Source organism: Nocardia sp. NBC_01499 (assembly GCF_045040275.1).
In the GTDB taxonomy this organism is placed as follows: Bacteria; Actinomycetota; Actinomycetes; order Mycobacteriales; family Mycobacteriaceae; genus Nocardia.
This window is the reverse complement of record NZ_CP109426.1, coordinates 5,347,676-5,366,853: the sequence shown is the minus strand read 5'-3', so window position 1 is coordinate 5,366,853 and position 19,178 is coordinate 5,347,676. Positions and strand designations below refer to the sequence as shown.

Here is a 19,178-nt window from a genome sequence, read left to right as displayed (position 1 = left end):
TTCAGGAATCCGATCTCGGTGTGGTCGTAGGAGGCGAGTCCGAAGGTGTGCTGCGACTGACGGCAGGAACGGGTACCGCGTCGATCAACTCACGGGTGTACCAGTGCTGTGGATCGGCGAAAATCTGTTCCGCCGTACCGGATTCGACGATCTTGCCGCGATACATCACCGCGATGTCGTGTGCCAGGTTGCGGACGACGGACAGGTCGTGCGAGACGAACAGGAAGGACAGGCCGCGCTCGACTTGCAAGTCGCGCAACAGGTTCAGCACCCCGGCCTGAATGGAGACGTCGAGCGAGGACACCGGTTCGTCGAGCACCAGGATCTCCGGGTCCAGCGCGAGCGCGCGGGCGATGCTGATGCGCTGCTTCTGCCCGCCGGAGAAGTCGGCGGGATAGCGTTCGGCGTGATCGCGGCGCAGGCCGACCTGTTCGAGCAATTCCGGTACGCGGCGGCCGATCTCGTCGCGCGGGCGTCCGTCGATGCGCATCGGCTCGGCCAGCGCGTCGAAGACCGGCAGGCGCGGGTCGAGGGAGGCGGTCGGATCCTGGAAGACGATCTGCATCTTCCGGCGGATCTCGCGCTTACGCGCCTTGGTCAGGGTCGCGACATCGCTGCCCATGATCTCGATGGTCCCCGACTCCGGCCGCACCAGGTCGAGAATCTGACTCAGTGTCGTCGATTTCCCGGAACCCGACTCGCCGACCAGGGCCAGCGTGCGCCCCGCGCGCACCTCGAAGCTGATCCCGTCGACCGCGCGGATCTCGCCCTTGCGGCGCTTGAACAGGATGCCCGAGGTGATCGGGAAGGTCTTCACCAGCTCCGAAACCCGAAGCACCACTTGGTCACTGATCGCGGCCTCGGCCCTCGGCTCGGTGATCTCCTGCCGATAGGCCTCGAACAGGTCGTCGGTGCCGACCTCCGCGGTGCGGATGCAGGCGGCGGCGTGACCGGGATTGGTCTTCTCCAACGGTGGTTCGGCGACCCGGCATTCATCGATCGCGATCGGGCAGCGCGGCGCGAACGAGCAGCCGGGCGGCAGCGCGTGCATGGCGGGCGGCGCGCCGACGATCGGGATCAGCGGCTGGCGGGCCGGGCGGTCCATCCGCGGGATGGAGCCGAGCAGGCCGACCGTGTACGGCATCCGCGGTGTGCTGAAAAGCTCTGTCGTGGTGGCGGTTTCGACGATCTTCCCGGCGTACATCACCGCGACCCGGTCGGCAAGGGTCGCGGCGATACCCATGTCGTGGGTGATCATGATGACGCCGGCGCCGGTGATATCGCGCGCCTTGCGCAGCAGGTTCAGGATCTGCGCCTGCACCGTGACGTCGAGCGCGGTGGTCGGCTCGTCGCAGATGATCAGCGCGGGATCGTTGGCGATGGCCATCGCGATGACCACGCGTTGGCGCATGCCACCGGAGAACTCGTGCGGAAATGCCTTGGCGCGCACCTCCGGTTCCCCGATGCCGACCAGGCCGAGCAGCTCGATCGCCCTGGCCGCCGCCTCGGACCTGTTCATCTTGCCGTGTGCCAGTAGGGCTTCGGCGATCTGATCGCCGACCCGATACACCGGGGTCAGCGCCGAGAGCGGGTCCTGGAACACCATGCTGATGGAACTGCCACGCAGCCTGGACAATTCGCGATCGCCGAGGCCGAGCAGTTCGCGGCCGCGCAAGCGGATCGAGCCGCCGACGCGCGCCTGCTCGGGCAGCAGGCCGATCACCGCGAGCGAGGACAACGACTTGCCGGAACCGGATTCGCCGACGATGGCGAGCACTTCGCCGTCGGAGACGGTGTAGTTGACACCGCGCACCGCCTCGACGCGTCCCTCCTCGCTGGGAAAGGACACGCGCAGGTCGGTGACCTCCAACAGCGGTGCGGTGAAGTTCTTCTCGACCACGACCTTCTCGGTGGGGTCAGCGCCCGTCATACCTTTGCCTTCTTCTTCGAGCGCGCCCGCTTGGCGCTTGGATCGAACGCGTCGCGCAGTCCGTCACCGACCAGGTTGGCGCACAACACGATGGTGATCAGCAGGCCACCGGCGAACAGGAACAGCCACGGATAGGTGAGCGCCGACTTGGTGCCAACCGCGATCAGCGAGCCGAGCGAGACATCCGGCGGCTGCACACCGAAACCGAGGAAGCTGAGCCCGGTTTCGGCCATGATCGACGCGCCGACCGACAGCGTCGTGTCGATGATCAGGATCGAGGCGATGTTCGGCAGGATGTGGCTGATGATGATGGTGCGCGTCGGCGCGCCCATATATCTTGCGGCCCTGACGAATTCGCGGTCGCGCAGGCTGAGCGTCAGGCCGCGCACGATGCGCGCGCTTATCATCCAGCCGAACACGCTGAGCAGCACGATCAGCAGCAGAATCGATCCGGTGCCCTTGGTGCGCGGCGCGAACAGCGCGACGATGATGAAGCTCGGCACCACAAGCAGCAGGTCGACCACCCACATGATCGCGCGATCGGTCCAGCCGCCGAGCAGCCCGGCCGTCGCGCCCGCCGTCGCGGCGATGGTGGTGGAGATGAGTGCGACGCACACTCCGATCAGCAGCGACTTCTGCATGCCACGCAGCGTCTGGGCGAGCACGTCCTGCCCGATCTGGGTGGTGCCGAAGGGATGTCTGCCGCTCGGCGGCTTCCGCAGGGCGGAGTAGTCCAGCTGCTGATAGTCGTACTTCAACAGGGGCGGCAACGCGTAGCAGGCGATGAAGAGCAGGACCAGGATCACCGCGCTGATCACCGCTGGCTTATTGCGCAGGAACCGGCGCAGGACCAGCTTGCTCCGGCCCGCCGCGGCGGGCTCCGGTGCGCCCTGGACGATGATTTCGGCTTCGGTCACGACTGCACCTCGCTGGCGCTCGGCTCCGTCGTGACCGACGGTGCTGCATTGTTGGATGGCTCGCTGCGCTCGCTCATCGGACGCGCACCCGGGGATCGAGCAGAGCCAACACGATGTCGGAGAGCAGGCCGGACACCAGCACCACCAGTCCGGCGAACGCGGTCACCGTCACCACCGGGTACAGGTCCTGGGCATTGATCGAATCGACAAGCCATTCGCCGACGCCGTGCCAGCCGAAGATCTTCTCGGTGAACGTCGCGCCGGTGATCAAGCCGAGCAGGCTGTAGGCGAACAGTGTCGCCATCGGGATCAGCGCGGTGCGCAGGCCGTGCTTGTACAGCGCCTTGCCTCGGGTCAGGCCCTTGGCGCGGGCGGTGCGAATGAAATCGCTCTGCAGCACGTCGAGCATGGCGTTGCGTTGATAGCGGCTGTAGCCCGCCATGCCGCCGAGCGCCAGACCTGCCGTCGGCAGCACCAGGTGCTGGAGCCGGTCGAGCAGTTGCGGCCAGAATCCGTCGATCCGGTTCGCCGAGGTCTCCCCGGTATACAGGAATATCTGCGACCCGGTGAGCGAATTGATTTCCAGCGCACCATATTTCAGGAGTGTCGCAAGAAGGAACACCGGGGTGCTCAGTACCAGCAGCGAGATGATCGTCGTGAAGTAATCGCTGAATTTGTACTGTCTGATGGCTCCGGCCGCGCCGATCAAGACACCGAGCACAGTGCCGACCAGCGAACCGATGATCAACAACCGCAGACTCACCGCGACCCGGCGCGGCAGTTCCTCGCTCACCGGCTGACCGGCAAGGGTTTTGCCGAAGTCGCCGGACGGTATGCCCTTCAGCCAGGTGATATAGCGCTGCGGGATCGGGTCGTTGAGATGTAACTCCTCGGCCTTGGCATCGATCACCGCCTGGGGTGGGCGCGGATTGCGTTGTTCCAGACTGTCCAGCGGGCGAAACGTCAGCGACGCCAAGCTGAATGTCAGGAACGACGCCAGCAGCAACAGCACGACATAGTGAAGCGCGCGTCGTAGCAGGAAGCCGGTCATCAGTCCTCGTGGTCTTTCGGCTGGACGGACCAGCGTCGAGTATTAGCCCCTGATCATAAGGACGATGACCCGTACGCGCGTGTCACGCGGGGCTCTGGCATGTCCTTTATTCTTGCGGCACAGGCGTGCGCGGTCGGTTCGACGCGATGAAGGGGGAGTCATGAGGGAGTGCCAGCGGGTGAAACGAAGGCACAGCAGGCTTTTGCGAACGGCGGAGCCGACTGTCGGCAAGGGGGACACATGAGTTATCCGCAATATCCGGGTGGGTACAACCCGTATCCGGCGTATCCGACCGGAATGTCGGCGCCGAGCGGGGCTACCGCGATCACCGCGGGGGTGCTGGCCTGTGTCGGTGCCGTCGGTGAATTGTTCAGCGGTGGAATCAGTTTGGTGTTCGGGATCATCGGCGGAAAACTCGGTGAGTACGACACGACCGGACTGTTTTCCGAGGGGTGGTTCCAGGCATGGGCCATCGCGACCGGTGTGATCGGGCTGATCGCCGCCGTCCTGCTCGGGGTCGGTGCGGTCGCGATGTTCACCAGGAAATCGTTCGGCCGGGTGCTCGTTGTCGTCGGCAGCGTCGTGGTGATCGTGACCGACATCGTTGGGCCCGTGCTTTTGCACTCGTTCGACACCTCGTCGAACCGGTTGACCGCCCTCAGCAGCGGAGTCGGCAGCCTGTTCAGTCTCATCTTCCCCATCGCCACGGCGATACTCGCCCTGCTTCCCGTGACCGGCCGCTGGTTGGCGCACACCCCGGTCGCCGCTCAGCAGTACGGCTACCCGTATCCCGGGCCGCCACAGCCCGGTCCCGCCTTGCCAACGCAACCGGGTGTCGATGGGCGGCAAGCCGCGTTGGGTCAGCCCGGACCAGCCGATGGCCCGGTACCCGCTGGTCAGGCCGCATGGCAGGGGTCCGCGCCGCCAGCCGCCGGGAGCCTGCCCGCGCCGGCCTGGCAGCAACCCGCTGCGGCAGTGCCCATCGACAATCCATCGGCCGCAGCACAATCGGCCTGGGGCGTACCTGCGCATCCCGGTCGCTCGGTACCGAATCAGCTCGATGGACCGCTTCCGGTCTCGCAATCCGCGTGGGGTGTGCCCGCGCAGCTGAGTCAGTCGGCACCTGATCAGCTCGATGGACTGCCTCCGGCGCCGCAAGCTTCGTGGGGTGTACCTGCGCAGCCAGGTCCGTCGGCACCTGATCACGTCGGCGGACTGCCTCCGGTACCGCAATCCTCCTGGGGTGTGCCCGCGCAACCGAGCTCCTTGGCACCGAACGGCCAAGTCGCGCCGCCGTCCGAGCCGCAGGTCACGCGGGGCGCACCGGCACAGCCCTCAACCATCGGGCGCGACGACGAGACGGTTCTCCGGCCGCCATCGTCGGTCCCTCCGTCCGCTGCCACGGCACCGCAGCCTGCGGATGACACTGTTCGGCACCAACCGCCCTCGTAGCCCGAGTGTCGATCGGAGTCCGCTCTCGGCGCGCGAGGGCTCTCCGCGATCGCGCGGGGCCGCCATTCGGCGGGTTCGCCTGAGGGCTCGGCTCGGCCGGTGGCTACCTTCCTGGTGACACGCCCGCCACTTCGAGACGGTTGTCCGGCAGGATGGAATGGGTGACCCTCCTGCACCTGCCCAAGCCGAAGATGGTGGCGACCGATGTCGACGGCACCCTCATCGACCACGACGAGCGGGTCACCGCGCGCACCAAGGCGGCGGTGGACGCGCTGATCGGCGACGGTGTGCCGTTCGTGCTCGCCACCGGCCGCCCGCCGCGCTGGATCGATCCGGTCGTCGACGGGCTCGGCTACGCGCCGCTGTGCGTGTGCGGCAACGGGGCGGTCATCTACGACAGTGCCACCGATCGGGTGCTCGCCAGCATGACGTTGGACGTGGCGACCCTGTCCTGGATCGCGGACCTGGCCGAGGAGGCGCTGCCAGGGTGCGGGCTCGCGGCCGAACGGGTCGGCGAAAGCGCGCACGACGCGGTCACCCCGCAGTTCGTGAGCTCCCCGCTGTACGAGCACGCCTGGCTGAACCCGGACGACACCACGGTCGCCCGCAACGAGGTCATCGACGCCCCCGCGATCAAGATGCTGATCCGCCTCCCCGGCGCCCGCAGTTCCGACATGCGCGCGGTGCTCGCCCCACTGATCGGCGAGCGTTCCGACATCACCTACTCCACCGAGCACGGTCTGATCGAACTGTCCGCACCCGGCGTCACCAAGGCGTCCGGGCTGTCGATCGTCGCGCAACGCCTCGGCGTCGAGTCCGCGACCATCGTCGCGTTCGGCGATATGCCCAATGACGTGCCGATGCTGACGATGGCAGGCCATGGCGTCGCGATGGCCAACGCTCACCCCGAAGCCATCGCCGCCGCCGACGAGGTCGCCGAATCCAACGCCGACGACGGCGTCGCCCGCATCCTCGAACGCTGGTGGATCTGACCGAGTCGCCCCACCATCGAGTCGCACAAGCACCAGGAATGCGGCCTCATCGACCCGTTCCACAAACTGGCGGTTTCGTGCGCGGCGGGCGATCAGGTGCGCGCGTGCGGGGGCGTGAACGCGCTCGGAGCTCGCGGCCGTTGAGTAGATCACGGCGGCGAGCTCCGAGGGGTTCGTGCTGGGTCAGCCTGCTGGTGCGGGTGTCGGGAGGAAGTCTTCGGGGGACGGGAACTGGAGGGAATCGGGTTGTGGCGCTGGGAGTTCGGCGGGAGCCGGGACCTCGGCTGGGGCCGGAACTTCAGCGGGAGTGGGGGATTCGGCGGGGGCCGGAACCTGAGCGGGAGTAGGAGCCTCAGCCGGGGCCGCAGGTGCACCGGCTTGGTTGGGTGCGGGTCGGCCCGAATTCTGCTGGTACAGGTCGTTATAGGTCTTCCACACCGTTGTGACAACACCGGTCACCTGGTTGAGGATCAGCGAGCCGTACTGGAAGTCCGAGCGCTGACCGTTCGGCACCGGGTAGGCGTCGCTTGCCGGGAGGCCGAGGACGCCCGCGTCGCCGCCGAGTTGCAGGAAGCGATCGAGGATCTTGCCGAGCACCTCGATGACGTTGCCGTCCGGTGCGGTGTAGGCGTAGCCATTGGCGAACTTGACGTACTGCTGGCCCTGCGCGGCGGGCAGCGGCTCGGTCTGCACGGCGCCGAGTGGTCCATGGGGACCGCCCTTGTCGGCCCAGTGCTTGGCGATGGGGTTCTCGTTCACCATGCCGAGCAGCTTCTTGGTGAGTGCGGCCAGCTTGGTGAGGTCGGGCTTGGCGCGCGGCGCGGCCTGCGGGGCCTGGCTGTTCGCGGTGCCGTCGGTTCCGGTGCCGTTGTTCGCGTAGCTGTCGGTGCCATCACTGGTGCTGTTGTCGCTGGGCGCGGGGCTGGAACCGCCCGCGACACTCGCGGCGATTTCGCGAATTCGATCCATCATTTCGTAGGCGGCATCGCCGGGGCAGGCGGTATTGCCGACGTCGCGGTGGGCGAACACGATCGGCAGCTTCACCGCCTGGCCGAGGGCGTAGGAGGTGTACTCGGTCCCCTCGGAGTACATCGTGGTGTAGCCGACCGGGTCGAGATGCGCGATCTTGGCGCGCCAGCCGATGAAGTTGCCGATGGCGTTGATCGACTCTTCGGTGGGCGCTTCGGAGCTGTAGTTGCCCATCAGCGCGATACCCGCGGTGTTCTCGTTGAAGCCGCCGGCGTGCGCGCCCTGCACCGCGCGATCGAGCCCGCCGGCGCGGCCCTCGAAGATCTGGCCGTACTTGTCGACCAGCGCGTTGTAGCCGATGTCGCACCAGCCCAACGTTTTCGCGTGATAGGTGTAAATCGCGCGGACGATGCCAGCGGATTCTTCCTCGGTGTAGTCGTTGCGTCCGGCGGTGTGGTGCACGGTGATGCCGCCGAGGCCGTCCTTGCCCGGGCCGTCGTCGTAGGTCGGTTCCTGGCAGCGGATGCTTTCGTCGGCGCCCCAGCCCTCGCGGGTGATCACCTTGGGTCCGCCGCCGGGCGCGGGCGCGGCGACCTTGTGCAACGCGCCGTCGATGGCGCCGCGGCCTGGATCGATGAGGACGGCAGTCAGGTCCGCGCCCGACATCTGGGCGGGATCGTCTGACTTCGGTGCGGGCTCGGGGGTGACCGTGTCCGCCGGTGCCGGTGCGGCGGCGACCGGCTTGCGGGTTACCAGCATCTGTACGGCTTTGGTGGTGCCGACGTAGAGCGGTTCGGTGCCGGTCTTGCCGCCCGCGGGGCTGCGATCGGTGCGGCGGGTGTCCACCGGTTCGGTGTTGAACCAGGGGCCCCAGGTGCCGTCGGGTTGGCGGGCACGCAGCGATGCCGTGGTGTTCGTCAGATCGGCGGCGGTGAGGGCGACCACGCTGAAGGGTGTGTCCCTGGTCAGTTCCTTGACCTGCGCGCCGACCTGATCGGCCAGTTCAGGGGAGACCGCACCGGGAGCCAGTGCGGGCGTGTCGGGCGTGGTGCCAGGTTCGAGTCGGGCGGGATCGGCGACGAAACGGGTGCCGCCGGGAATGGATTGAGTGGGCGCCGATGCGGTCTGCCCGGAATTAGGGACCTGCCCCGGAATTGTGTTTTGAGTTGGCGCGGCGGCTTGCCCTGGGAATGTCTGCCCTGGTGCGGCAGCCTGCCCGGGGAATTGCGTCTGGCCTGGTGTGGCGGCTTGTCCGGGGAGTGTCTGCCCTGGTGCGGCGGCCTGTCCTGGGAATTGCGTCTGGCCTGGTGCGGCGGCTTGTCCCGGGAATGTCTGCCCTGGCGTGGTGGCTTGCCCAGGAAATTGCGTCTGGCCTGGTGTGATGCCCGGCCCGGGAGTGGCGTTCGATCCAGGCGTGGTGCTCTGACCTGGCGCGCTCTGCTGGCCGGGAGTGGCCGGATGTGGACCATTCAGTTTCGGTAGCGGAATTTCCTTGGGTAGTTGCACGCCGGGTGGCAGCGGTAAGCCATCGGGAATGGGAATGGACGCGGGCAGCGGCAGCATTCGCAGATCCGACAGGTGCAGATCCGGCAGGTCCAATCCGGTGAGCTCGCGCAGCGGAAGCACGATGTCGGGCGCCGAGTTCAGCACGACCTCGGCGAGTTGCGCCGGTACGGCTGCGACCTCGCTGCCGGTGGTCGCGCGATAGTCGGGCGAGTCGCTCATCGTGAGCGCCGCGAGCGGGGCCGCTACCGCAAGCGTGGTGACAACCGGGAGGACGTAGGAACGTTTCGGTTTGCGGTAGGGCACGAGCGTCTCCATTCAGGTCGAACCAGTGATCGTGTGCAAAACCAGGGTTGCTTCCTGATGTATCAACGATCACAATAGTCACAACTGTCACATATCTAAACCTCTGGTTGAGGATTATGTGATTGCTCGAATGTAGCTCTCGGAATGCGGCCGGATGGATCGACATGCCGACAGGTATCCAATCCGCCCGGCCCCGGAATACCGTGGGAGTGAACGGATGCGACGCCACACAGCACCGGAACGAAAGAGCACGGGGGGAGCACAAATGCGGGTGAAATCCGCGCGCAGAGCGAAACGAGCGGCCCGCCGGGGACAGCGCAGGCGCGGGCCGGGTCAACCTGCGCTATCCGTGCGCTCGGTGCTGGTCACGGGTGGCGCGACACTGACCGTCGGCGCCGTACTCGTGCTGTGGGTCTGGCCGGGTGAAACGCCGTATCGGACGGTGGCGGGACCCGGCCACGGACGCGGGATGAGTCAACTCGGCGCGTTCGCGAACGCCCAAGATGGGTGGACCGCGGAAAACATCCTCGGGCACTACTACCCCGGCGCCACGTTCGGCACCGTTGCGGCAAACACCGTGCGGATCCGGCTCACCGCCCAGGACGACTCCACCCTCGACACCTACGCGGGCGCCGGTCTCCGCGTCGCCGGTCGGGCGGTCGAGGCGGGGCAGGCCGCTCATCTCACCCCGCTGCCCACCGGCGGCGCGAACGTAGTGGTGACCGTCGGGTGCGACGGTGACGTGCTGTGGCAGGCGGCGACCGACGATCCGTGGGTGTATCCGATCGACCCCGGACCGAACCGTCCCGCCGCGGAACACCTCACCCTCTGCGGTGGTTCGGCGTATCGCGGCGCGCTCGGTGTGGCGATGGAGAACGGGCAGGCGCGCACCGTCAACCGCGTCGACGCGGAGGACTACCTGCTCGGCGTTATCCCGGCCGAGGTGCAGGCCAACTGGGCGGACAAGGGTGGGGCCGAGGCATTGAAGGCGCAGGCGATCGCCGCGCGCTCGTATGTCCTTGCGGAGCACCGTTATTCGTATGCGCAGAGCTGTGACACCACCGACTGTCAGGCGTATCCCGGTACCGCGAAGGAGGATCCGCGCGCGGCCGCCGCCGTCGTGGCCACCGCGGGGACCGTGCTGCTGCGCGACGGACGGATCCTGCGATCGGAGTACTCCTCCGCGCCCGGCGGTGGTGAGCCCGCCGACATCTATACCTTCGATGTCGGCCCGGCCCTGACCGATCTCGCCCCGACCGCCCCGACCGCGCCGACCGCGCCGGTGGACCCGCGCAAACAAGCCGCCGTCGGCGAATCACCGATCGATGTCGAATACCGCCGGATCGGCGGCGCCGCAAGCTCGGTCGGCCAGCCGCTCGGCCCGGAGATGTCCTTACCGGAACACGCCGGAACATATCGCATGTTCACCAACGGGGTAATCATCTCGACAGCCACCCTCGGCGCCCAGGTCGTCGACTTCACCACACTCCTCCAAATGGTCCCCGATCCAGCCGCACACGCATCCGGAACACCCAGTGCGAGTACACCATCGGGGCACGCATCCGTCCCGGCCGGTGCCGGTGCGCCACCTGCACTCGGCACCAGCCCCTCGGCTGCGAGCGCACCACCGGTACCTGAATCCGCCCCGGCCAGCGCCGGTTTCCCGCCTGATGCGAGCGCACCACCGATGCCCGATCCTGCCCCGTCTGGTGTCAGCGCGCCGCCGGTCTCCGGACCCGCCCCGTCTGATGCCAGTTCGCCGCGGGTGCCTGAATCTGCGCCGTCCGTCGACGGCGTGCCGCCGACATCGGAACCTGCCCCGTCTAATACGAGCGCTCCGTCAGCACCCGAGTCGGCCCCCTCTGGTGCGAGCGCGCCGCGGGTGCTTGAATCCGCACCGTCCGTCGACGGCGTGCCGCCGATATCGGAACCTGCCCCGTCTAATGCCAGCGCTCCGTCAGCGCCCGCGCCAACCCCCTCAGGTCCGAGTGCACCGCCGATGCCCGAATCTGCGCCGTCCGCCGACGGTGTCCCACCGATATCCGCCCACGCCCCATCAGGTGCCAGCGCATCACCGGCGTCGAAAGTGCTTCCGCCCCTAGTTGTTTCGCCGTCAGTGTTCGAGTCGGGTCCGTCCGATATGAGCCTGTCGCCGGTGTCGACGTCGGTCTCGTCTGATGTCAGCGTGGGGTCGGTCCTATCTGGCGCGAGTGTGGCGCCGGTGTCGGAGTTCGTCTCGTCGGGCGTGGGGGTACAGCCGGTATCGGAGCTTGCGCTGCCTGGTGCCAACGCGTCTCCGGTGTCGAAATCGGTTCCGCCCGTTGTTGATGCGCCGTCGGTATTCGAGTCGGTTCCGTCCGATGTCAGCCGGTCGCCGGCGTCGAAGTCGGTCTCGTTTGGTGCCAGCGCGCTGTCGGTGTCCGAATCGGCCCCGGCTGGTGCGAGCATGCCGCCGCTACTTGGATCTGCGTCGACTGCTGCGGTTGTGGCACCGGTTTCAGAGTCGGTTCCGTCCGGCGCGAGCGCGTCACCCGTGTCGGAGTCGGTCCTGTCCGGCGTGGTGGTGGCGCCGGTGCCGGAGTTCGTCTCGTCGGGCGCGGGGGTCCCGCCGGTATCCGAGCCTGCGCTGTCCGATGCCAGCGCATCGTCGGTGTCGGAATTGGTTCCGCCCGTTGTCGATACGCCGTCGGTGTCCGGATCGGTTTCATCCGTTGCCGTTGTGCCGTCGGTGTTCGGGGCGGTTCCGTCTGGCGTGGCGTCGGAGTCGGATCCGTCGGACGTAGGGGTGGCGCCGGTGTCGGAGGTGCCGCCGTCCAGTGTGGGTTTGCCGTCTGTGGCGCAGTCTGCGCCTTCCGGTGTTGGTTTGCCGCCTGGGAATTCGGTGTCGCCTGGGAGCACGCTTGCGCCGACTACTGCGGCTACTCCTACGCCGCGGCCGACGCCGGGGATTCCGGTTCCGGCGGGCAATGCGACGAGCGGGGCGCTTTCGCCGGAGGCGATGTGGCGTAGCGGTGATCGATGACCGCACGGTGGGGGCGGTCTACGCGGACATTTGTCGTTGCGGCGCACCGATAGAAGTAGTTAAGTGGCCGAAAGTGTCCACCTAGGCCGGGCTTTCGGCACCTCCGGATCAGTCCGGCACACGGTCCCCAAGTGATTCCGTCAGCGTCCGCAACAACCCCGCGAGCTGCTCACGCGATTCCAGGTCCAGTGCCGCGAGTATCCGCTGCTCGTTCTCCATGTGCTTCGGCAAAACATCGTCGATCATCCGGCGACCCGCCGCGGTGAGCCGGACCCGGATCACCCTGCGGTCCTCCGGGCACGGCACGCGCTCGACCAAGTCCTTCGCGACCAGCCGGTCGATCCGGTTGGTAATCGCGCCCGAGGTCACCATGGCCACCTTGAGCAGCGCACCCGCGGTGAGTCCCTCGTCGCCGCCGGAGCGGCGCAGCGTGGCGAGCACGTCGAACTCCCAGAACTCCACACCGAACTCGTTGAAGAAGCGCTTGAGTTCCTGCTCGAACAGGCGCGACAACCGTTGGACGCGACCGATCACGGCCATCGGCGAGACGTCGACCTCCGGTCGCTCCCGATTCCAGTGCTTGGTGAACAGATCCACCGCGTCCGCCACGGCCGCTCCTTTCTACTCTAAGAATCTTAACATTGATCTACTTGACGTTGAGGCAACCAGGAGAGTAGATATTTCAACGTTGAGATTATCAATGAGGAGCGGACGACATGACGACAAGCACCACCCCGCGCGCCGGAAACTCGTACGCGGGCACCCTGGCGCTCACCGCCCTCACTCCCATCGTCTGGGGCTCCACCTACGCCATCACCACCGAACTCCTGCCGCCGGACCGCCCGCTGTTCACCGCGCTCATGCGCGCGCTGCCCGCCGGCCTCGCGCTGCTCGCCATCACCAGGGTGCTGCCGCGCGGCATCTGGATCGGGCGTGCCGCCGCACTCGGTCTGCTCAACATCGGCGCCTTCTTCCCGCTGCTGTTCGTTGCCGCGTACCGGCTGCCGGGTGGCGTCGCGGGGGTGCTCGGCGCGATCGCGCCGATGTTCGCGCTCGGTCTGGCCACCGTCGTGCTCGCCGAAAAGCCCAACGGGCGCAAGGTGATTGCCGGTCTGATCGGCGTCTTCGGCGTCGCGCTCGTTGTGCTGCGGGCCAATGCGCAACTCGACACCGTCGGCGTCATCGCCGGACTGGCCGGTGCCGCGTCCATGGCGGCGGGCACCGTGCTCACGCAGCGGTGGGGACGGCCGGCGGGGGTCGGCCCGCTCGCGCTGACCGGCTGGCAGCTCACCGTCGGTGGCCTGTTCATCCTGCCGCTCGCCCTGCTCGTCGAGGGCGCGCCGCCCGCGCTGGACGGCCGCGCGGTCGGCGGCTACCTGTACATCGGCATCGTCGGCACCGCGGCGGCCTACTGGCTCTGGTTCCGTGGCATCTCCAAGGTGCCCGCCACCTCGGTCGCCTTCCTCGGCCTGCTGAGCCCGGTGTCCGCCGCCGTGATCGGGTGGATCGCGCTCGGTCAGGCGCTCAGCCCGCTGCAGCTGCTCGGCCTGGTCATCGCGCTGGGTGGCACGGTGTTCGGCCAGATGGCGGGCAGGCCCAAGGCGGTCCCCGTCACGGAACCGGCCGTGCCTGCGCTGGCGACTACGCGCTGAACTGCGGATAAAGACGCTTGACCTTGACGTAACGTCAACTTGCATGCTGGAAACACCGACGAGAGGAGAAGGGGGAACAGGGTCGTGAACACCGAATGGTCCATCCAGGATCTGGCCAAGGCGGCCGGTACCACCAGCCGCACGCTGCGCCACTACGGCCAGCTCGGGCTGTTGCCGCCAAGCCGGATCGGTGCCAACGGTTATCGCTATTACGACCAGGACTCCCTGGTGCGGTTGCAACGCATCCTGCTGCTGCGAGAACTCGGCCTCGGCCTTCCGGTCATCGCCGAAGTCCTTGTCGGGCAACAGGACCCCGCCGCCGCGCTGCGCACGCACCTGGAACTGCTTCGGCAGGAACAGGATCGGATCCGGCGCCAGATCGAGTCGGTGCAAACAACGCTGCAGAAGACCGAAAGAGGTGAACAACTCATGGCCGCAGAAGTTTTCGACGGCTTCGATCACACTCAGTACAAGGACGAGGTGATCGAACGCTGGGGCAAGGACGCCTATGAAAGCGGCGACCGCTGGTGGCGCTCGCTGAGCGAGGCCGAGAAGAAGGGGTTCCAGCAGACCCAGCTGGACATCGCCACCGAGTACGGCCGAGCCCACGCTGCCGGGCTCGCTCCGGACAGCGAAGAGGTGCAGGCCATCACCGAGCGCCATCACCGCTGGGTTGGCATCGGTTGGCAAGGTCGCCCAGTATCGAAGGAGGCCTTCATCGGCCTCGGCGAGATGTACGTCGCCGACCCTCGGTTCACGGCAAACTACGACGTACACGACGTAGGCACTGCGGAGCTTGTCCGTGACGCCATGCGCGTCTACGCCGAAACGCACCTGTAGATCGCGCTCAACAGACGACCGGTACGCATACTGAATGCGTGCCGGTCGTCGGCGGAGAGGGGCATCCGAGCAATGACATACGCCAGTGAGCGTCCGCGGGTGGCCGCGGAGCCGAGCGGAGTGGTCGCGACCACCGCGGCAGTACTGGCCCTGTGTGCCGGGCTGCTCAACCTGTGGGGCGAACGAACCGTGCTGAGCGCCCTGCGCGACGGCCCGCACATCGACAAATCGCTCGCCGCCTTCGCCATCCTCGGTGCCCTGCTCGCCGCGGTCGCCCTCATCTACGGCGCCATCCTGCTGCTGCGCCGCGAGGAGACCGGCCGCTACATCCTCATCCTCACCTCCGGCCTGCTGACCGTGGTTGCCCTGGTCGCCCTCGTCTGCTCACTCACCGGCTACCAACCCGACTTCGGCATCGACTGGCTCCCGAAGCGCAGCCATTCGGCCGAGGCGGTCAACGGCATTTTCGACGGGCTCATCGGCACGCTGACCGCCCTGCTCCATCGCGAATGGATCGCCTCGCTGACCGCCGCGATCCTGCCGCTAGCCGTCTTCCTGCTGACCTCCGCCCGCTACACCGCCCGCTGGGTCGCCTACCCGCCGCCACGCTTTCGCGCCGAAAACCCATACAGCCAAGCGACTTTTGGATCTATCGACGCTTAGCCGCACCACATCGCCCGCCCGCTGGCACCCCTCGTCGGCTCGATCGTCGGCACTCCGGAGGTCGCCGCACTCGCTTTGCGCGCGTGGGGCCGAGTGCACGGCGAGGTCTCCCTCGAGGCGCACGGCCACCTGCGGCCCGTGTCCGCGGATCCCCGCCGCGCTGTTCCACGCGGACATGCTCGATCTCGTCGCGTCTCTCGGTAGCGCGCCGAGCCGGTAAGCCCGTGCTGGTCGACGCCGCGCGAGACGAGCAGGATCTGCGTAGACATTCTCTCGCCGCGCACAAGGCTGGCTGATCCGCACGCGAGAACGGGCGTGGCGACAGAGAACTGTCCATTCAATAGAGCCCCCATTGCCGTCAAGTCCACTATTCGGCAAACTACCGGCGAAATCGGGATGGCTCGGACACGAAACCGGCCGCCGACCCGGTCGCACAATGTGCGCCGCACGACTCCACCCAGACCTCGCGCGGACTTCCGATACTCTGGGCTCCCGTGACCGTCGCATCGTCCCCGGGTAACTCCGCTACCTCCACCTCACAGTTCGATCTGATCGTCGTCGGCTCCGGATTCTTCGGGCTGACCGTCGCCGAACGCGCCGCTACCGAGCTCGGCAAACGCGTGCTGGTGATCGATCGTCGCTACCACCTCGGCGGCAACGCCTACTCGGAGCCGGACCCGGATACCGGGATCGAGATCCACAAGTACGGCGCGCACCTGTTCCACACCTCGAACAAGCGGGTGTGGGATTACGTCACCCAGTTCACCGAGTTCACCGGGTACCAGCACCGGGTCTTCGCGTTGCACAAGGGGCAGGCCTACCAGTTCCCGATGGGCCTCGGCCTGATCTCCCAGTTCTTCGGCCGCTACTTCACCCCCGAAGAGGCGCGCACGCTGATCGCCGAGCAGGCCGCGGAGTTCGACAGCAAGGACGCGCAGAACTTCGAGGAAAAGGCGATCTCGCTGATCGGCCGCCCGCTGTACGAGGCGTTCATGCGCGACTACACCGCCAAGCAGTGGCAGACCGACCCGAAGGAACTGCCCGCTGGCAACATCACCCGCCTGCCGGTGCGCTACACCTTCGACAACCGCTACTTCAACGACACCTACGAGGGCCTGCCCAAAGAGGGTTACACGAAGTGGCTGGAGAACATGGCCGCCTCCGAGCTCATCGAGGTCAGGGTGAACACCGACTGGTTCGAGGTGCGCGACGAGCTGCGCGCCGCGAACCAGGACGCCCCGGTCGTCTACACCGGCCCGCTCGACCGCTACTTCGACTACCAAGAGGGCGAACTCGGCTGGCGCACCATCGATTTCGAGACCGAGGTGCTGGAGACCGGCGACTACCAGGGCACCTCGGTGATGAACTACAACGACGCGGACGTGCCCTTCACCCGCATCATCGAGCCGCGCCATTTCCACCCGGAGCGCGACTACCCGAAGGACAAGACGGTCATCATGCGCGAGTTCTCCCGCTCCGCGCAGACCGGCGACGAGCCGTACTACCCGATCAACACGCCGGAGGATCGGGCCAAGCTGTCCGCATACCGCGCGCTCGCCAAGAAGGAAACCGCGACGGACAAGGTCCTTTTCGGTGGCCGCCTCGGCACCTATCAGTACCTGGATATGCACATGGCCATCGGCAGTGCGCTCAGCATGTTCGACAATGTGCTGCGGCCGCACCTGGAGACCGGTGCGCCGCTCGCTGACGAAAGTGCAGAATGACCTCCCAATCCCTTGCGGAAGACATGACCACCGAGACCCGCGCGAAATCGCTGCTGCAGCGGATCATCCTGCCCCGGCCGGGTGAGCCGCTCGACGTGCGCACCCTCTACGTCGAGGAATCCAAGACCAACGCCAAGCGCGCACACGCCGCCACCCGCACCTCGCTGTCCATCGGCGCGGAGTCCGAGGTGTCGTTCTGCACCTACTTCAACGCGCTGCCCGCGAGCTACTGGCGGCGCTGGAGCATCCTCGGATCGGTGGTGCTGCGCCTGGAACTGGCCGGTCACGGCCGGGTGGACGTGTACCGCTCGAAGGCGGACGGTTCGCGAATCCACGTGCAGGGCAAGGAATTCGCCGTTGCGACCGCGGTGCGAGCGTCAGGCCCGGAGGAGGTAGCGGAGCGTAACCACGGAGGGCCCCGGGAGTACCGCGAATTCGGCAGAGCTGCCGAATCGGTGCACGTCGAGTTCGAGACCGATCTCGGCCCGTTCGAGGACGGCGGCTGGATCTGGTTCGACATCACCACCGACACGGCGGTCACGCTGCTGTCCGGCGGCTGGCACGCGCCGGTCGAGGCGCCCGACGAGGGCAGCATCGCGGTCGGCATGCCGACCTTCAACCGGCCCACCGATCTGGTGAAAACCCTTGCCGCCCTTGGCTCGGACCCGCTGGTGCTGGAGAAGATCGCCGCGGTGATCGTCGCGGACCAGGGCAACCGCAAGGTGGTCGACGAGCCGGGCTTCACCGAGGCCGCCGCGCCGCTCGGCGACCGGCTGTCCATCCACAACCAGCCCAACCTCGGCGGCTCCGGCGGCTACAGCCGGGTGATGTACGAGGCGCTCAAGACCACCGACGCCCAGTACATCGTCTACATGGACGACGATATCGAGATCGAGCCCGACTCGATCCTGCGCGCGCTGGCCTTCGCCCGGTTCGCCAAGTCGCCAATGCTGGTCGGCGGGCAGATGCTCAACCTGCAGGAGCGTTCGCACCTGCACAGCATGGGTGAGGTCGTCGACCGCGGCATCTTCATGTGGACCTCCGCGCCGAACGTCGAATACGACCACGACTTCTCGAAGTACCCGCTCAAGGACCGCGACAACTCCAAGCTGCTGCACCGGCGCATCGACGTCGACTTCAACGGCTGGTGGACCTGCGTGATCCCGCGCCGGGTGGCCGAGGAGATCGGCCAGCCGCTGCCGCTGTTCCTGAAGTGGGACGACGTCGAATACGGGCTGCGCGCGCGGGACCACGGGTACTCGACGGTCACCCTGCCCGGTGCCGCGGTGTGGCACATGGCGTGGAGCGACAAGGACGACGCCATCGACTGGCAGGCGTACTTCCACCTGCGCAACCGGCTGGTCGTCGCCTCGCTGCACATGCCGGGCAACGGTCGCGGCATGGTGGTCAACACGGTCAAGGCGACGCTGAAACACCTGCTCTGCCTCGAGTATTCGACCGTCGCCATCCAGAACCTGGCGATCAAAGACTTCCTCGCCGGCCCGGAGCGGCTGTTCCAGCTGCTGCCGAGCGCGCTCGGCGCGGTGCACGCGCTGCGCAAGCAGTTCCCCGACGCGGTGATTCTGCCGTCGTCGACCGAACTGCCGCTGGCCAGCCATCTCGAGGTCGGCGCCGTCGCCGAGCCGGCCAACCCGATCGCCAAGGTGGTCCGGCTGGCCAAGGGCGTTGTGCACAACTTCCGCCCGGCGCACACCCAACACCACGAGACCCCGCAGCTGAACGTTCCGACGCTGGACGCGCGCTGGTTCTTGCTGTCCCAGGTCGACGGGGTTACCGTCACCACCGCCGACGGACGTGGCGTGGTCTACCGCAAGCGCGACCCGCGCCAGGCCCTCGGCCTGTTCAAGGAAGCGCTGCGCCTGCGCAAGGAACTGGCCGCGCGCTTCCCCGAAATGCAACAGCGCTACCGCGCCGCCCATCCGCAGCTGACCAGCACCGCGGCCTGGGAAAACGCCTTCGGCATCGGGGCTGAGACGAAGGGGGAGCAGCAGTGAGCGAGCGCCAGCGAGCGAACCAAAGACACAGCGCCTTTAGGCGAACGGCGGAGCCGAGCGGCAGCGAGGTGGAGTCGTGAGTCTCGCGGACAACACCGCGGTCAATCAGCCGCTGCAGAGTACGAACGGCCATGGCGGGCCG

Annotated in this window: 13 protein-coding genes; 8 read left to right on the top strand and 5 right to left on the bottom strand. The window is 67.2% G+C overall.

All coding sequences use genetic code 11. The annotated features are described in order from the left end of the window. Window position 1 precedes the first annotated feature (1 nt). The 3 genes from OG203_RS24495 to OG203_RS24485 all read right to left on the bottom strand — a co-directional run bounded on the left by OG203_RS24495 (window position 2) and on the right by OG203_RS24485 (window position 3,898). On the bottom strand, window positions 2–1,930 hold the full coding sequence (locus OG203_RS24495) for a dipeptide ABC transporter ATP-binding protein (RefSeq protein ID WP_405159611.1): 1,929 nt from the start codon (window positions 1,928–1,930) through the stop codon (window positions 2–4). Then, window positions 1,927–2,847, bottom strand: coding sequence for an ABC transporter permease (locus tag OG203_RS24490; protein WP_405159610.1), 921 nt, complete (start codon window positions 2,845–2,847; stop codon window positions 1,927–1,929). Before OG203_RS24490 ends, OG203_RS24495 begins: the two co-directional genes overlap by 4 nt. A gap of 73 nt (window positions 2,848–2,920) precedes the next feature. Beyond that, on the bottom strand, window positions 2,921–3,898 hold the full coding sequence (locus OG203_RS24485; protein WP_405159609.1) for an ABC transporter permease: 978 nt from the start codon (window positions 3,896–3,898) through the stop codon (window positions 2,921–2,923). A gap of 240 nt (window positions 3,899–4,138) precedes the next feature. Here OG203_RS24485 and OG203_RS24480 point away from each other — a divergent pair, with 240 nt between their 5' ends. Together OG203_RS24480 and OG203_RS24475 are read left to right on the top strand one after the other, a co-directional pair. Further along, window positions 4,139–5,350, top strand: a complete 1,212-nt coding sequence (locus OG203_RS24480; RefSeq protein ID WP_405159608.1) for a hypothetical protein — start codon at window positions 4,139–4,141, stop codon at window positions 5,348–5,350. 152 nt (window positions 5,351–5,502) lie between these two features. Beyond that, a complete protein-coding gene (locus OG203_RS24475; RefSeq protein ID WP_405159607.1) occupies window positions 5,503–6,342 on the top strand; it encodes an HAD family hydrolase in 840 nt (279 codons plus the stop codon). Window positions 6,343–6,525: 183 nt separating this feature from the next. Here OG203_RS24475 and OG203_RS24470 read toward each other — a convergent pair whose 3' ends face one another. Further along, entirely contained in the window at window positions 6,526–9,132 is a 2,607-nt protein-coding gene (locus tag OG203_RS24470; RefSeq protein WP_405159606.1) for an N-acetylmuramoyl-L-alanine amidase, read from the bottom strand. 253 nt (window positions 9,133–9,385) lie between these two features. Between OG203_RS24470 and OG203_RS24465 the strand changes: the two genes are divergently transcribed. After that, a complete protein-coding gene (locus OG203_RS24465; protein WP_405159605.1) occupies window positions 9,386–12,142 on the top strand; it encodes a SpoIID/LytB domain-containing protein in 2,757 nt (918 codons plus the stop codon). Between the two features lie 108 nt (window positions 12,143–12,250). Here the strand turns inward: OG203_RS24465 and OG203_RS24460 are convergent, their stop codons facing one another. Further along, on the bottom strand, window positions 12,251–12,751 hold the full coding sequence (locus OG203_RS24460; RefSeq protein WP_405159604.1) for a MarR family winged helix-turn-helix transcriptional regulator: 501 nt from the start codon (window positions 12,749–12,751) through the stop codon (window positions 12,251–12,253). 107 nt (window positions 12,752–12,858) lie between these two features. Here OG203_RS24460 and OG203_RS24455 point away from each other — a divergent pair, with 107 nt between their 5' ends. The 5 genes from OG203_RS24455 (at window position 12,859) to OG203_RS24435 (ending at window position 19,036) form a co-directional block, all read left to right on the top strand. Next, on the top strand, window positions 12,859–13,794 hold the full coding sequence (locus OG203_RS24455) for an EamA family transporter (RefSeq protein WP_405159603.1): 936 nt from the start codon (window positions 12,859–12,861) through the stop codon (window positions 13,792–13,794). An 84-nt stretch (window positions 13,795–13,878) separates the two neighbouring features. Further along, window positions 13,879–14,634, top strand: a complete 756-nt coding sequence (locus OG203_RS24450) for a MerR family transcriptional regulator (RefSeq protein WP_405159602.1) — start codon at window positions 13,879–13,881, stop codon at window positions 14,632–14,634. A 72-nt stretch (window positions 14,635–14,706) separates the two neighbouring features. After that, entirely contained in the window at window positions 14,707–15,297 is a 591-nt protein-coding gene (locus tag OG203_RS24445; protein WP_405159601.1) for a hypothetical protein, read from the top strand. Between the two features lie 494 nt (window positions 15,298–15,791). Beyond that, window positions 15,792–17,021, top strand: coding sequence for a UDP-galactopyranose mutase (glf, locus tag OG203_RS24440; RefSeq protein WP_405159600.1), 1,230 nt, complete (start codon window positions 15,792–15,794; stop codon window positions 17,019–17,021). Continuing rightward, window positions 17,018–19,036 carry a glycosyltransferase gene (locus tag OG203_RS24435; protein WP_405159599.1) on the top strand — a complete coding sequence of 673 codons (2,019 nt, stop codon included), beginning with the start codon at window positions 17,018–17,020 and terminating at the stop codon, window positions 19,034–19,036. The genes glf and OG203_RS24435 overlap by 4 nt, the downstream gene beginning before the upstream one ends. Window positions 19,037–19,178: the final 142 nt, after the last annotated feature.

What these genes read in the sequence shown, in the direction of transcription:
- OG203_RS24485 (WP_405159609.1), bottom strand. Translation starts at nt 3,898, where the DNA reads ATGACCGGCTTCCTGCTACGACGCGCGCTTCACTATGTCGTGCTGTTG.
- OG203_RS24495 (WP_405159611.1), bottom strand. Translation starts at nt 1,930, where the DNA reads ATGACGGGCGCTGACCCCACCGAGAAGGTCGTGGTCGAGAAGAACTTC.
- OG203_RS24470 (WP_405159606.1), bottom strand. Translation starts at nt 9,132, where the DNA reads ATGGAGACGCTCGTGCCCTACCGCAAACCGAAACGTTCCTACGTCCTC.
- OG203_RS24480 (WP_405159608.1), top strand. Translation starts at nt 4,139, where the DNA reads ATGAGTTATCCGCAATATCCGGGTGGGTACAACCCGTATCCGGCGTAT.
- OG203_RS24455 (WP_405159603.1), top strand. Translation starts at nt 12,859, where the DNA reads ATGACGACAAGCACCACCCCGCGCGCCGGAAACTCGTACGCGGGCACC.
- OG203_RS24435 (WP_405159599.1), top strand. Translation starts at nt 17,018, where the DNA reads ATGACCTCCCAATCCCTTGCGGAAGACATGACCACCGAGACCCGCGCG.
- OG203_RS24465 (WP_405159605.1), top strand. Translation starts at nt 9,386, where the DNA reads ATGCGGGTGAAATCCGCGCGCAGAGCGAAACGAGCGGCCCGCCGGGGA.
- OG203_RS24475 (WP_405159607.1), top strand. Translation starts at nt 5,503, where the DNA reads ATGGAATGGGTGACCCTCCTGCACCTGCCCAAGCCGAAGATGGTGGCG.
- OG203_RS24445 (WP_405159601.1), top strand. Translation starts at nt 14,707, where the DNA reads ATGACATACGCCAGTGAGCGTCCGCGGGTGGCCGCGGAGCCGAGCGGA.